The organism is Peterkaempfera bronchialis, from assembly GCF_003258605.2.
Taxonomy (GTDB): Bacteria; Actinomycetota; Actinomycetes; order Streptomycetales; family Streptomycetaceae; genus Peterkaempfera; species Peterkaempfera bronchialis.
In genome coordinates this window covers 3,759,777-3,773,967 of record NZ_CP031264.1, presented here as the reverse complement: position 1 = coordinate 3,773,967, position 14,191 = coordinate 3,759,777, and the positions used below count along the sequence as shown (strand labels likewise).

General features: G+C 74.2%; 12 protein-coding genes and 1 pseudogene. 5 read left to right on the top strand and 8 right to left on the bottom strand.

The features are described 5' to 3' along the window. Nucleotides 1–11 precede the first annotated feature (11 nt). From C7M71_RS16775 to ssd, 7 genes and pseudogenes are all read right to left on the bottom strand, one after another. A pseudogene (locus C7M71_RS16775) lies at nt 12–335 on the bottom strand (Rv3654c family TadE-like protein); the annotation flags it as partial. Nucleotides 336–340: 5 nt separating this feature from the next. Next, nucleotides 341–862, bottom strand: coding sequence for a TadE family type IV pilus minor pilin (locus tag C7M71_RS16770; protein ID WP_322975170.1), 522 nt, complete (start codon nt 860–862; stop codon nt 341–343). Continuing rightward, on the bottom strand, nt 849–1,154 hold the full coding sequence (locus tag C7M71_RS16765; RefSeq protein WP_111491303.1) for a DUF4244 domain-containing protein: 306 nt from the start codon (nt 1,152–1,154) through the stop codon (nt 849–851). The genes C7M71_RS16770 and C7M71_RS16765 overlap by 14 nt, the downstream gene beginning before the upstream one ends. 35 nt (nt 1,155–1,189) lie before the next feature. Next, on the bottom strand, nt 1,190–1,999 hold the full coding sequence (locus C7M71_RS16760; RefSeq protein WP_114914398.1) for a type II secretion system F family protein: 810 nt from the start codon (nt 1,997–1,999) through the stop codon (nt 1,190–1,192). A gap of 51 nt (nt 2,000–2,050) precedes the next feature. Further along, nucleotides 2,051–2,992, bottom strand: a complete 942-nt coding sequence (locus C7M71_RS16755; RefSeq protein ID WP_229758770.1) for a type II secretion system F family protein — start codon at nt 2,990–2,992, stop codon at nt 2,051–2,053. Then, nucleotides 2,989–4,308, bottom strand: coding sequence for a TadA family conjugal transfer-associated ATPase (locus tag C7M71_RS16750; protein ID WP_111489910.1), 1,320 nt, complete (start codon nt 4,306–4,308; stop codon nt 2,989–2,991). Before C7M71_RS16750 ends, C7M71_RS16755 begins: the two co-directional genes overlap by 4 nt. Beyond that, entirely contained in the window at nt 4,305–5,420 is a 1,116-nt protein-coding gene (ssd, locus tag C7M71_RS16745) for a septum site-determining protein Ssd (protein ID WP_111489909.1), read from the bottom strand. The genes C7M71_RS16750 and ssd overlap by 4 nt, the downstream gene beginning before the upstream one ends. Before the next feature lie 610 nt (nt 5,421–6,030). Here ssd and C7M71_RS16740 point away from each other — a divergent pair. After that, entirely contained in the window at nt 6,031–6,891 is an 861-nt protein-coding gene (locus C7M71_RS16740) for an HAD family hydrolase (RefSeq protein ID WP_111489908.1), read from the top strand. A 403-nt stretch (nt 6,892–7,294) separates the two neighbouring features. Here C7M71_RS16740 and C7M71_RS16735 read toward each other — a convergent pair whose 3' ends face one another. After that, a complete protein-coding gene (locus C7M71_RS16735) occupies nt 7,295–8,218 on the bottom strand; it encodes a Fic family protein (protein ID WP_111489913.1) in 924 nt (307 codons plus the stop codon). Nucleotides 8,219–8,473: 255 nt separating this feature from the next. Between C7M71_RS16735 and C7M71_RS16730 the strand changes: the two genes are divergently transcribed. The 4 genes from C7M71_RS16730 (at nt 8,474) to nhaA (ending at nt 14,127) form a co-directional block, all read left to right on the top strand. Further along, nucleotides 8,474–9,481 (top strand): ATP-binding protein, encoded by a 1,008-nt coding sequence (locus tag C7M71_RS16730; protein WP_111489907.1) that lies wholly within the window; start codon nt 8,474–8,476, stop codon nt 9,479–9,481. A 227-nt stretch (nt 9,482–9,708) separates the two neighbouring features. Then, nucleotides 9,709–10,512 carry a carbonic anhydrase gene (locus C7M71_RS16725; RefSeq protein WP_175607698.1) on the top strand — a complete coding sequence of 268 codons (804 nt, stop codon included), beginning with the start codon at nt 9,709–9,711 and terminating at the stop codon, nt 10,510–10,512. 117 nt (nt 10,513–10,629) lie between these two features. Continuing rightward, entirely contained in the window at nt 10,630–12,585 is a 1,956-nt protein-coding gene (gene acs, locus C7M71_RS16720) for an acetate--CoA ligase (RefSeq protein ID WP_111489906.1), read from the top strand. A 282-nt stretch (nt 12,586–12,867) separates the two neighbouring features. Continuing rightward, nucleotides 12,868–14,127 (top strand): Na+/H+ antiporter NhaA, encoded by a 1,260-nt coding sequence (gene nhaA / locus C7M71_RS16715; protein WP_229759140.1) that lies wholly within the window; start codon nt 12,868–12,870, stop codon nt 14,125–14,127. Nucleotides 14,128–14,191 lie beyond the last annotated feature (64 nt).

The following is a 14,191-nucleotide window of genomic DNA, read 5'->3' as shown; positions in this document are numbered from 1 at the left end:
GGTCCGGCCCGGGCCCGCGCCCCGGCCGGCGGGAAGAAACCGGGCAGCCCGCGCACCGGCACCTCCACCCGCACCTCCACCGCGTCGTCGCCCATCGCGCACGCCGCCAGGCGGGCGTGGTGCGCGGCGGCGATCCGCTCGGCCCGCCCGCACGCTCCGGCCGGTTCCAGCAGCAGCCGCTGGGCGGCGGCCAGCGCCGCCAAGTCGGCGGCGGACTCAGCCCGGTGGCGAGCCGCCACCGCCGAGCCCAGGCCCAGTACGGCCGCGAAGGCGCAGCACCCCAGCATCGCCAGCGCCAGCAGCCACACCGTGGCCGAACCCCGGTCGTCCGCCATCCGCGTCATGGCCGACCTCCCTGGCCGCCCGGCGGCGAACCAGGCAGTGAACCGGGCGGTGAACCGGGCAAGGGCGGACCGAACGGAGCACCCGGCGACGAGTCAGGCGGCGGAGCAGGAAGCAGATCCGGCAGTACGTCCTCCCGGGCGGCCACCGCCGCGGCGGCAACCCGCACCGACAGCACCCGCACCAGCCCGCCCGGCCCCCTGAACGGAGCCGCGACCGCCACCCGCACCGTCTCGGCGCCGCGCACCACGCGGACCTCCGCTCCGGCCGGGGCCGCCTCCCCGGCGACGGCCAGCACCGCAGCCTCGCTCTCACCACGGGCCGCCGCCCGGGCCCCCACCCGGGCGGCGTCCACGCAGCGGATCTGCGCGGCTGCCGCCAGCACGCCCCAGACCAGCATCGCGGTGAGCAGGACGACCGCAGGCAGCGCGACCGCGGTCTCCGCAGTGGCGTACCCCGCCTCCCCCACGCCGGGCCGACCGCGCCGCCGCCCCCTGCGGAACCGCTCAGAAGCCCGCATCGAGCGCCCGCTGGACGAGCTTGGTGATTGCGCCACTGACCGTGTCGCTGGTCACCACCTTGTAGAGCACGGCCGCGAACCCGCAGGCCGCGACCGTTCCCACAGCGTATTCAGCGGTGGTCATTCCGGCGTCCCGGCCCCGGCCGGCCGTGAGCCGACGACGGAGCAGCAACGCGAGCGGGCGCAGCCGGACCGGCAGCCGGAGCCGGTCCGGCAGCCACCGCAGGCGCGGGCCGCACAGCCCGAATACCGGGGGCTGCGCCAGAGGAAACAGTCGGAGGGTGATGGCCATGGAGGTCTCCTCACAGGTGATGGGTGGAACGGTTCTCAGCGCGGAGCCAGGAAGGCGGAGGCAAGCCCGGAGACGACGGGCACGATGCCGATGAGTACGAAGGCCGGCAGGAAGCACACCCCCAGCGGGGCCGTGGCGAGCACCCCGGCCCGCCGGGTGCGTGCGGTGGCGGACCGGGTCGCCGCCCCGCGCTGCTCCTCGGCGAGCCGGGCCAGGGTGGCGGCGGGCGGTGCACCGCTGGTCCCCGCCCGGGCGAGGCAGCGGCCCAGCGGGGCGAGGGCCGGGCAGCCGTCGCCCAGCCGCTCCCAGCAGTCGGCCGGGTCCGCGCCCAGCCGCAGCTCCGCCGCCACGGCTGCCAGCCGGTCCCGCATCGGGGAGCCGACCGCGCGCGAGACGGCCTCGGCGGCGTCCGAGGGGACGCCTGCGGCCCCGAGGCAGGCGGCCAGCAGTTCGGCGGTGAGCGGCAGTTGCGCCTCCAGGCGGTGGTCGGCCGCAGGCGCTCCGGCTCCGGCGGGCGGCATCCGCCGCAGTACGCGATGCAGGGCGACCCCTGCGACCGGGCCCAGCAGGGCACCCGGGATCCCGCCGACGAGCAGTGCGGCTCCCGCGCCCGCCGCCCAGGGCGCCAGCCGCCGAAGCGAGTGGCGGTCCGCCGCCCGCAGCCGCTGTGCCGCCGCCCGGACCCTGCCGGGACGTGGTCGCAGTGGTCGCAGCTCCGACCCGACCGCCCTGCCCAGCACCGCACCCCGGCGCCGCGCCATACGCCGTGCCCGCCCGGCCGCCGCAGCGCAGAGCAATCCGCACACGCCCGCCGCCGCAGCCCCGACCACCACCTGAGCGGCCATCACGCCCCTCCTCCCGCCGAACCGACCCCGACCACCCGCCACCCGCCGCCGTCAGCACGCGCACGCGCCCACGCCCTCGGCCCCGCGCACGATCCGCGCCGTCCACGCCAGCCCGGCGGCCTCCAGCGCCACCCCGGCCGCCAGGCACCCCAGCCCGGCCGGGGTGTGCAGCAGCATCCGCAGCGGTTCGGCGCCCAGCGCACTGCCCAGCAGCAGGCCGAACAGGGGCAGCACCGCAAGCAGCAGCGCCGTCGTCCGGGGGCCGGCCAGTTCGCCGCGAACGGTCTCGCGCAGGGCGCAGTCGGCCCGCAGTGCCTCCGCGACCCGGTCGAGCGCCGCAGCCAGCCCGGCCCCGCTGTCGGACGCGACCTGCCAGCACGCGGCGACCGCCGCCGCCCCGGCCGCGCCCCGGAGCCGGGCGGTCCGCCGCAGCGCCGCCGGTACATCCCCGGCGAAGCGGGCCGCCGCGAGCAGCGCGGTGGTGTCGACGCCCCCACGGTGCAGCGCCTCCGCCGTGGGCCCGCCCGGCGCCACTGCGGACTCCAGCGCCTGGCCGGGCACCGCTCCGGTGCGCAGTTCGGCGGCGAGCGCCGTACACAGCTCGACGACCGCAGCCTCCCGCAGCCATTCCGCGCGGCGCCCTTGCCGTCCCAGCCGCCATCGGTACAGCGGGTGTACGGCGGCAAGCGCGGCCAGCGCGGGGACGGGTGAGCCCAGCGACCAGCCGCCCAGCAACCCGGCCGGGACCAGCAGGAGTTCGGGGACGGCCCAGCGGGGCGTACGCCTGGCCCTGAGCGCGGCAGCGATCCTGCTGCCCGGCCGGGGGGCCGGTGGCCGATCCGGCGAGCCGTCCGAGTGGCCGTCCGGTGAGGCCGGTGCGGCGAGCAGCCGTCGGCGGCGGGTACGGCCTCGGCGGACCACCGCACCGCGTGCCCCGGCCGCGAGCAGCCCCAGCAGCGCCGCCCACAGCAGCCCGGCGGCGTACGGGCTCACCGGAGACCACCCCCGCCCGGGTCGATGCCCCGGGCGGCGCACCGCGCCACCAGGTGGCCCCAGCCGGGCCCGGGATGGCAGTCGCCGTCCGCCGACAGCACGGCGGCCGGGGCGGTGACCGCGAACCCGGCCCGGTCCCGCAGCAGTACATGGACCTCGGCGACCCGGCGCTGCCCGCTGCCGGGGTGGCGCACCAGGTGGACCACCGCGTCCAGGGCCGAGCAGAGCTGGCTGTGCAGGGCGGCCCGGTCGAGCCCGGCCATCGACCCCAGGGCCTCCAGCCGCGCGGGCACATCGGCCGCCGTGTTGGCGTGCACTGTGCCGCAACCGCCCTCGTGGCCGGTGTTGAGCGCCGTCAGCAGGTCCAGCACCTCGGGCCCGCGAACCTCCCCGACCACCAGCCGGTCGGGCCGCATCCGCAGGGCCTGGCGCACCAGCTCGCGGAGGTCGATCCGGCCGAGTCCCTCCTGGTTGGGCGGCCGGGCCTCCAGCCGGACGACATGCGGATGGGCCGGGCGCAGCTCTGCCGAGTCCTCGGCGAGGACGATCCGCTCGCCGGGGTCCACCAGCCCGAGCAGCGCGGCGAGCAGGGTGGTCTTGCCGCTGCCGGTACCCCCGCTGACCAGGAAGGACAGCCGGGCCGCGACCAGCGCGCGCAGCAGTCGCGCCCCGCTCGGGGAGAGCGATCCCGCCGCAGTCAGCTCCTCCAGGGTGAAGGCGCGCGGCCGGGCCACCCGGAGCGAGAGGTGGGTGCAGCCGACGGCCGGCGGCGGCAGGACGGCGTGCAGCCGGGTGCCGTCGGGCAGCCGGGCGTCGGTCCAGGGCCGGGCGTCGTCCAGCCGCCGCCCGGCGGCGGTGGCCAGCCGCTGGGCCAGTCGGCGCACGGCGGCCGCGTCGGGGAAGGAGATCCCCGCCGCCCGGGTCAGGCCGGTTCCCCGGTCGACCCAGACCTCGTCGGGCGCGTTGACCAGGACGTCGGTGACCTCCGGATCGGCGAGCAGCGGATCGAGCGGTCCGGCTCCGACGATCTCCGAGCGCAGGGCATGCACGGCCTCCAGGACGTCGCTGCCGCCGAGCGGGGGCCGCTCGGCGCGCAGTGCGGCGGCGACCGAGGCCGTGGTGGGCTCCGCGCCCAGCTCGGCGAGGCGCAGCCGTACGGCGTCGACCAGGGCGGCGGACTGCCCCTCAGCTCCGGCAGCACCCCCGGTGGACTTCGCCGGACGCGGCCCCACACCCGGACCCACACCCACACCCGGACCAGGCCCAAGGCCGAGCGGGCGCCTGCCGAGCCGCCGGGTTCCGATCCCGCCGCTCATGCGACCGCGCTCCGTCCGGCCGCCGGCGGAGGCACGGCCTGGGAGAGGAAGGCCGAGCAGAAGCGGGCGAGCGGCCCTTTCTCGCGCAGGCCCGGTGGGGTGCCCCGTTCCACGTCCGCTGTCAGGCCCGGTTCGCTTGCCAGCTCACCCGCCAGGTCCATGTGGAGCCCTCGGGCGACCTCCCGGCCGTCGATTCCCGCGCAGCCGGGTACCCGGACCACGGCCCGCAGATCGGCGAGGCGCATCCGCACCGCCGCCGCGACGCGCCCGGCCGCCGCCATGGCCCGCAGCTCGGCCGGGACCACCAGCAGGCCGGTGTCGGCCTGTTCAAGGGCCTCCGCCGCCGCTGGCTCCAGGTGGCGGGGCAGGTCGAGGACGACCAGCCCGCCCCGCCGCCGTGCGGCGGCCAGTACCGAGCGCATCGCCTCGGGTGGGATGGTCAGGGTGTCGCTGCGGTCCCAGGAGAGCGCGGCCAGGCGGTGCAGGCTGGGCAGCGCCTTCTCCAGCTCATGCCCGTTGACCCGGCCCCGGGAGCCGGCGAGGTCCGGCCAGCGCAGCCCCGAGGCGCCCTCGCCGCCGAGCAGGACGTCCAGCCCGCCGCCGAGCGGATCGCCGTCGATCAGCATGGTGCGGTGCCCCTCGCGGGCAGCCGTCACGGCGAGTGCGCAGGCGAGGGTGGAGGCCCCGGCGCCGCCGCGCCCGCCGAGCACGGCGACGGTCAGCGCATGGGCGCCGACGCCCTCTGCGGCGTCGGCGATCCGGTCCAGCAGCCATGCCTCGGCGTCGGGCAGGAAGAGCACATGGTCGGCGCCGACGCCGACCGCCCGCACCCACACCTCGCAGTCGTCGAGGTCGCGGCCGATGAGCAGGACTCCGCCCCGCCGGGGCAGCCCGGCGCACCGCTCCGCGAGGTCGTCGCCGACCACGACCAGCGGTGCGCGCTCCCACTGCCGTCGGTCGGGCGGGGCGCCACGCAGGACGCAGGGCTCGGCCCCGGCTGCCGCGCACAGCCTGAGCAGGCGCTCGATCAGCTCCTCGTCCGCGCTGATGATCAGCGGTCCGGTGACCGGCGGGACCTCGGAAGGCCCGTGTTCCGTCGACGGCTCTGCCATGGTCGTCTCCCCGTGTGCGGTTCCACGCGGACCGGTCGGACCGCGCGGCCTCCACGGTGGGACGGACCGGCGACTGCCGCCAGCAGCAGCCCAAAAGCTGTGGATAACCCGGGGCTGTGGAGAACTCGATTCACCCCCAAGGGTGGCTTCCACGCCATCGTGTGGACTGCGGGAACCGCCGACGGGCCACAGACGTCCTCACCGATCGACAGGCGCGGACGGAACGGGACGGCAGGACAGCCACCACAGGTCGGCTACAACAGATCGGGACGGCCAGGACAGCCGGTCACCCTCGGTGACAAACAACCCAGAGTGACGAAGGAGCGGCGGAGACCTCTCGCCAGCGGATGGACCAGCCGTGCGGTTCCCTGCCCGATCGGGCGCCGCACGGCGGCCGATGATGCGGCCGAAACGGCTCCGGACGTGCGACGACCCCCGCCGGGGGGAGAGCGGGGGTCGTCATCCACGGCCGACTCGGGGGGGGGAGGAGTCGGACCGGGTTAGCACGGTCGCGAACGATCCGTGACTTCCATGGTGTACCCGAGGGCCCCGAAACACAAACCCGCGCGCCAGGGAGTACGCCGAATGGCGGGCGCCTATCCTCGACCTCGTGGAGAACCAGGCCGAAACCTCAGGACGCCCGGAGGAACAGCCGTTCCGGACGCCCCGCCCGACCCGTACCGCCGCCTTCTTCGACCTCGACAAGACCATCATCGCCAAGTCGAGCGCACTCGCCTTCAGCAGGCCCCTCTATCGGGGCGGCCTGATCAATCGCCGGGCCGTACTGAAGAGCGCCTACGCACAATTCGTCTTCCTCCTGGGCGGCGCCGACCACGACCAGATGGAGAAGATGCGCGACTACCTCTCGGCGCTCTGCCGCGGCTGGAATGTGCAGCAGGTGCGGGAGATCGTCGCCGAGACGCTGCACGGGCTGATCGACCCGCTGATCTACGACGAGGCCGCCTCCCTCATCGAGGAGCACCACGCGGCCGGCCGCGACGTGGTCATCGTCAGCAGCTCCGGGGCCGAACTCGTCGAGCCCATCGGCGAGATGCTGGGCGCCGACCATGTCATCGCCACCCGGCTGGAGGAGCGCGACGGCTGCTACACGGGCGAGATCGAGTACTACGCCTACGGCGAGAACAAGGCAGCCGCCATCAAGGAGCTGGCCGGCACCGAGGACTACGACCTTGAGCGCTGCTACGCCTACAGCGACTCGGTGACCGACCTGCCGCTGCTGGAGACCGTGGGCCACCCCTATGCGGTCAACCCCGACCGGGCGCTGCGCCGGGAGGCGCTGGCCCGCAGCTGGCCGGTGCTGGCGTTCAGCCGTCCGGTGCAGCTGCGGCAGCGGATCCCCACCTTCCGGGTGCCGAGCGGTCCGGTACTGGCCGCCGCCGCCATCGGCGCCGCAGCCACCGCGGCGGGGCTCGTCTGGTACAGCTCCCGGCGCCGTACGCAGACGTCCTGACGGAGCACCTGCCGGCGGATCGCGAAAGGTAAAGAAAAGCAACGCGGGGTTCCGCTTACCCGGGAAGAGAGCTACAAAGGAATCAACGGCCCGCGAGACCCGACGGAACCGTTAAGGAACCGTTGATGACGCAGTCCTGGCCCCACGGACCGAGCACAGCAGCCGGGCACCCACGTGCAGCCGACCCGCTAACCGGGCCGCCGCACCAGGCGAAGGGCAAAGATCCCCGCCTGATGGGCATGAGACAGGTGCACGCATGGTCACTCGGCCGCTGTGCCAGCGGCGGCACCTCTCCACAAGGTGCCGCCGCATTGTGCTGTTCCGGACTTCCTGAGCGGACCAGCGGCCCAGACCATGCCCCTCAGGCCATGCCCCTCAGACCATGCCCCTCAGACCATGCCCCTCAGACCATGCCGCGCTGCATCGCCTCGCAGACGGCCGTGCTCTCCCGGACGCCGAGCCGCAGCGCCTGCCCGCAGTGCGTGATCCAGGCAGCCATCCCCTCCGCGCTTCCCGAGGCATAACCGCCCAGCGCGGCGCGGTAGGCGTCCGTACCGAGTTCCGCGAAGCCGACCTCGGCCGGGCAGATGGCCTTGGGGTCCAGGCCCTCCGCGATCAGTACGATCCGCTGCGCCGCCCGCGCGACCAGGCCGTTGTACGAGGTGAACGGCCGCAGCACCATCAGCTCGCCATGCACCACGGCAGCCACCACCAGCGCCGGGGCAGCCGTGGCGTTCGGCCCGGCGGTGGTGGTGCGGTCGGCGCGGGCCGCGAGCAGTCCGGCCAGTTGGTCGAGCCGCGCCGCCACCTCGTCGGAGGAGGGCACCGGCGGCAGCTCTGCCGCAGACGGGAGCGGCCGGGCCGCTGAGTCCGCCGGGCTTCCGGCGGTCTCGGCGGCGGCCAGCGGTTTGGGGAACACCTCGGCTGCCGCCTCCCCCGGGCGGCGCGGCCGCCCGACGGCGTCGGCGCCGTCCCCGGCCGCCAGCAGATGCAGCCGGGCCAGCACCTGCAACGGCGAGGTCCGCCAGACGCTCAGCAGTTGCCCGGCCTCGGCGGCCAGGCGCAGCGCCCCGCCCACCGTGCGGGGCTCGCCGTCGACGCCGAAGTCGGTGCGGCGGCGGACCTCCTCCAGCGGCCAGTCGGCGCCTTCGATGGCGGCGGAGGCGCGGGCCCCGCGCAACGCCGCCTCCGAGGTGACCTCGGCCGCGCGGCGGCGCATCACCCGGTGGCCGTAGAGCCGGTCGACGGCGCGGCGGACCTCCGCGACGGCCTGTGGCACGCCGGGCAGTTCGGCGAGCGGGGCGAGGGGATCGGCAGCAGTGCTCACGCGGTCGAGCGTACGGACCGGCCGGGCGGACGGCACCGCCGGGGCCCGCCCCGCCCACCGTCGATACGTCCCCGCCCACCGTCGATACATCGTGGATACGCCGTGGATACGCCGTGGATACGCCGTCACCCGTTCGGACCATTCGGATACTTCAGCGATCACAGAGTGCCGACCTGCCGCTACGATACGCACTATCGGAGACGATAACTATTGTCGTCTAGCATCCGCCCCCCTCCCACAACGGAAGCCCGCACCATGAAGATCGCCTTCGTCGGCAAGGGCGGCAGCGGCAAGACCACGCTGTCCTCGCTGTTCATCCGCCACCTCGCCGCCGCCGGCCGCCCGGTCGTCGCCGTGGACGCCGACATCAACCAGCACCTCGGCCAGGCCCTCGGGCTGGACGAGCAGCAGGCCGCCGCGCTGCCCTCGATGGGCGCCGAGCTGCCGCACATCAAGGAGTACCTGCGCGGCGGCAATCCACGGATCGCCTCCGCAGAGCAGATGATCAAGACCACGCCGCCCGGCAGCGGCTCCCGCCTGCTGCGGATCACCGAGCAGAACCCGGTGTACGCGCGCTGCGCCCGCACCGTCACCCTGGACGGCGCCCCGGTGCGGCTGATGGCCACCGGCGCCTACACCGAGGACGACCTCGGGGTGACCTGCTACCACTCCAAGGTCGGCGCCGTGGAGCTCTACCTCAACCACCTGGTGGACGGCCCCGGCGAGTATGTCGTGGTGGACATGACCGCAGGCTCGGACTCCTTCGCCTCCGGCCTCTTCACCCGGTTCGACGTCACCTTCCTGGCGGCCGAGCCGACCCGCAAGGGCATCTCCGTCTACCGCCAGTACAAGGAGTACGCCCGCGACTACGACATCGCCCTGCGGGTGATCGGCAACAAGGTGCAGGGTCCGGACGACCTCGCCTATCTGCGCCGCGAGGCGGGCGACGACCTGATCGCGGCCTTCGGCCACTCCGACTGGGTGCGCCGGCTGGAGCAGGGCGCCGAGCCCCGCTTCGCCGACCTGGAGGAGGGCAACCGGGGCGTCCTGCGGATGCTCCAGCAGGAGGTGGACGCCGCCCACGCCCTCCGCGACTGGGAGCGCTACACCCGCCAGATGGTCCACTTCCACCGGCGGAACGCCGAGACCTGGGGCAATGCCAGGACCGGCGCCGACCTCGCCTCCCAGGTCGACCCGGACTTCATCCTCGGCGAGCAGCGGCACCTGGCGACCGGAGCGGTGGCCGGAGCCGGGGTCGGCTGACCGCCACGCACCTCCCCGTCGCAGCCCCACCCCCTGCGGCCCGGCGCCCCTTCCCGTACCGGCGGGAAGGGGCGCCGCGCTGTGCCCGGCCCCCCGGCCGCCTCGCCCGGGAGAGCGAACCTCCACCCTGCCCAGGCCCTGCGGAGATGCCGCCGAGCGACACCGTCATTACTCTCCGTTTACCGAACCTTGCCGGTTCTTGATGGTTCCCGACCGACAGGAACACCATGACCACCGACGCCCCGGGCACCCCGCCCACCGCGACGCCGGCCGTCCCGCCCCACCACCACCCTCGCCGCGCCCCCTGGACGCCCTGGTCGGACCGCCCCCGAGAACAGCAGGACGACGGCGGCCCACTCGACCGCCTGCTCGGCGGCGTACGGGGCTTCCAGCAGCACACCGCCCCGCTGGTCCGCCAGGAGCTGGCCCGCCTGGCGCGGGAGGGGCAGGCCCCCTCGCAGCTCTTCATCACCTGCGCCGACTCTCGGATGGTGACCAGCATGATCACCAGCAGCGGCCCCGGCGACCTCTTCACCGTGCGCAATGTGGGCAATCTGGTACCGCCCCCGCAGGGGCCCGGCGCCCCGGAGGACCCGGCCGACGACTCGGTGGGCGCAGCCGTGGAGTACGCGGTGGAGGTGCTGCGGGTCCGCAGCGTCACGGTCTGCGGGCACTCCGGCTGCGGCGCCATGCAGGCGCTGCTGCGGGGCGTCCACCGGCCCTCCGACGCGCCCACCTCGCTGGGCCGCTGGCTGCGCAACGGCCGGGCGTCGCTGGCCCGGGCGCACCGGGCACCGGCCCGCTTCGCCGACCGCCCCGGGGACGAGCTGGAGCGGCTCTGCCTGTCCAATGTGGTGCAGCAGTTGGAGAATCTGGCGGCGCACCCCACCGTCCGGGCCAGGACCGCCCAGGGTCGGCTGCACCTGTCGGGGATGTACTTCGACCTCGCCGCGGCCCAGGCCCACCTCCTGGATCCGGTGGCCGGGGTGTTTGTGCCGGTGGACGCGGAGGAGTCCGGCAGCGCCGCCTGAATCGAGAGAGGTCTACACCAATTTCGGGGGTCCCCTTGTCATCATGGGTCCTGGCCTGGTGAGCTAGGCCGCGGGACGATGGGACCATCCCGTGATCATCTCGATGAGGAGTGCGCGTTGAGCAACGAGAGCCTGGCCAATCTGCTCAAGGAGGAGCGCCGCTTCGCACCGCCTGCGGAGCTGGCCGCAGCCGCCAACGTCACCGCCACCGCGTACGAGCAGGCCGCAGCCGACCGGCTCGGCTTCTGGGCGGAGCAGGCACGCCGCCTCAGCTGGGCGACAGAGCCGACCGAGGTCCTGGACTGGTCCAACCCGCCGTTCGCCAAGTGGTTCGCCGACGGGAAGCTCAACGTCGCCTACAACTGCGTCGACCGCCATGTTGAGGCCGGCCATGGCGACCGGGTCGCCATCCACTTCGAGGGCGAGCCGGGCGACGGCCGCTCCCTCACCTACGCCCAGCTCAAGGACGAGGTCTCGCAGGCCGCCAACGCGCTGCTGGAGCTCGGTGTGGCCAAGGGCGACCGGGTCGCGGTCTACCTGCCGATGATCCCCGAGGCCGTGGTGGCCATGCTGGCCTGCGCCCGGATCGGCGCCGCGCACTCCGTGGTCTTCGGCGGCTTCTCCGCCGACGCGGTCGCCTCCCGCATCCAGGACGCCGACGCCAAGCTGGTGATCACCGCCGACGGCGGCTACCGGCGCGGCAAGCCCTCGGCCCTCAAGCCCGCCATCGACGAGGCCGTGGAGCGCTGCCCCCAGGTGGAGCACGTCCTGGTGGTCCGCCGCACCGGCCAGGAGACCGCCTGGACCGAGGGCCGCGACCTGTGGTGGCACGACGCGGTCGGCGGCCAGTCCACCGAGCACACCCCCGAGGCGCACGACGCGGAGCAGCCGCTCTTCATCCTGTACACCTCGGGCACCACCGGTAAGCCCAAGGGCATCCTGCACACCTCCGGCGGCTACCTCACCCAGACGGCCTACACCCACCACGCGGTCTTCGACCTCAAGCCGGAGAGCGACGTCTACTGGTGCACCGCCGACATCGGCTGGGTCACCGGGCATTCGTACATCGTCTACGGACCGCTGGCCAACGGCGCCACCCAGGTGATCTACGAGGGCACCCCGGACACCCCGCACCAGGGCCGCTTCTGGGAGATCGTGCAGAAGTACGGCGTCACCATCCTGTACACCGCCCCCACCGCAATCCGCACCTTCATGAAGTGGGGCGACGACATCCCTGCCAAGTTCGACCTGAGCAGCCTGCGGGTGCTGGGCAGCGTCGGCGAGCCGATCAACCCGGAGGCATGGGTCTGGTACCGGGAGAACATCGGCGGCGGCCGCTGCCCGATCGTGGACACCTGGTGGCAGACCGAGACCGGCGCCATGATGATCAGCCCGCTGCCCGGCGTCACCGAGACCAAGCCCGGCTCCGCCCAGCGCGCGCTGCCCGGCATCTCCGCCACGGTGGTGGACGACGAGGCGGCCGAGGTGCCCAACGGCTCCGGCGGCTACCTGGTGCTCACCGAGCCGTGGCCCTCCATGCTGCGCACCATCTGGGGCGACGACCAGCGCTACCTGGACACCTACTGGTCGCGCTTCGAGGGCCGCTACTTCGCGGGCGACGGCGCCAAGAAGGACGAGGACGGCGACATCTGGCTGCTCGGCCGGGTGGACGATGTGATGCTGGTCTCCGGCCACAACATCTCCACCACCGAGGTGGAGTCGGCGCTGGTCTCCCACCCCAAGGTCGCCGAGTCGGCCGTGGTGGGCGCCGCCGACCCGACCACCGGGCAGGCCATCGTCGCCTTTGTGATCCTGCGCGGCACCGCCGCCGACAGCGAGGACCTGGTCGCCGAGCTGCGCAACCACGTCGGCCGGACGCTCGGCCCGATCGCCAAGCCCAAGCGGATCCTGGTGGTGCACGAGCTCCCCAAGACCCGCTCCGGCAAGATCATGCGGCGGCTGCTGCGCGACGTCGCCGAGAACCGCGCTCTGGGCGACGTGACGACCCTCACCGACTCCTCGGTGATGGACCTCATCCAGGCCAAGCTGCCGAGCGCCCCCGGCGAGGACTGAGCACCCCGCAACGCCCCCGCACGCTCCCGTCCGCTCCCGTCCGCCCCAGCGATCCGCCGGGGCGGACGGCGTTTCCCAGAGTGAAGGAGCAATTGTCCCGTCACCCGGTAGGGTGGTCCCACATAGCGCAATCTCCAGGGTGAGCCGGGAAGTCTGGTCGGCACTGCACCACAGGTGCATCCTCATGCCGCCGACCGCCCAGGAGGTCCCCGCGTGGCCACCGTGCCGCCCACCCCGTCCAGGTCCCGCCGCCTGCTGGGCCGCCTGTCGCTCCCCGAGCGGATGCAGGTCGCCGAGGCACTGCGCACCGAGACCGTGGGCGGCATCCTGCTGCTGGCCTCCGCCGTGGTGGCGCTGGTCTGGGCGAACCTCTGGCCGCACACCTATGAGAGCGTCCGCGGGTTCACCGTGGGCCCGGCCGCACCGCTCCATCTGGACCTGACGCTGGAGACCTGGGCCAAGGACGGCCTGCTGACGGTCTTCTTCTTCGTCGCCGGGATCGAGCTCAAACGCGAGTTGACGGTCGGCGACCTGCGGGACCGGTGGGCCGCCGCGCTGCCGGTGGTCGCGGCGCTCTGCGGCATGGCCGCGCCCGCGCTGGTCTACACGGCGGTGAACCTCGGCGGCGGCGGCGATCCGGCCGGCTGGGCGATCCCCACCGCCACCGACATCGCCTTCGCCCTCGGCGTACTGGCCGTGGTCTCCACCCATCTGCCGTCCGCGCTGCGGGCGTTCCTGCTCACCCTCGCCGTCGTCGACGACCTGGGCGCCATCCTGGTCATCGCCGTCTTCTACACCTCGGCGATCAAGCTCTGGGCACTGCTGGCCGCCTTCGCCGGGCTGGTCGTCTTCTTTCTGCTGCACCGCCGCCGGGTCCATGGCTGGTACCTCTATGTACCGCTGGGACTGGTGGTCTGGGCGCTGATGCACGAGAGCGGAGTGCACGCCACGGTGGCCGGGGTGGCCATGGGCCTGATGCTGCGCTGCACCCCGGACAAGGGCGAGCAGCACTCCCCGGCCGAGCGGATCGTGCATCGGGTGCGCCCGCTCTCGGCCGGCTTCGCGGTACCGGTCTTCGCGCTCTTCGCGGCCGGGGTGGCGGTCTCGCCGGGCGCCCTGCGGGAGGTCGTCACCGGGGCGGCGCCGCTGGGCGTGGTCCTGGGGCTGCTGCTCGGCAAGTCGGTCGGCGTCTTCGGCGGCACCTGGCTCACCGCCCGCTTCACCCGCGCGGAACTCGACCCCTCCCTGAAGTGGGCCGACCTGTACGCGCTGGCCACCCTGTCCGGCATCGGCTTCACCGTGTCCCTGCTGATCAGCGAACTGGCCTTCCCCGGCGACCCGGAGCTGGCCGCCCGCGCCAAGGCGGCCGTCCTGGTCGGGTCGCTGCTCTGCGCCCTGCTGGCGTGCGTGCTGCTGCGGCTGCGCAACCGGCACTACCGGCAGCTGTGGGAAGAGGAGGAGCGCGACGAGGACGGCGACGGCATCCCCGACGTCTACCAGAACGACCCCCGCAGCGGGGCCCCGGAGGCGCCGCCCGAGTGACGCCCCGCCACGCGGGCAGGGGTCGAGTGGTGGCCGTACGGCCGGTAAGGGCATGATCTGAGGG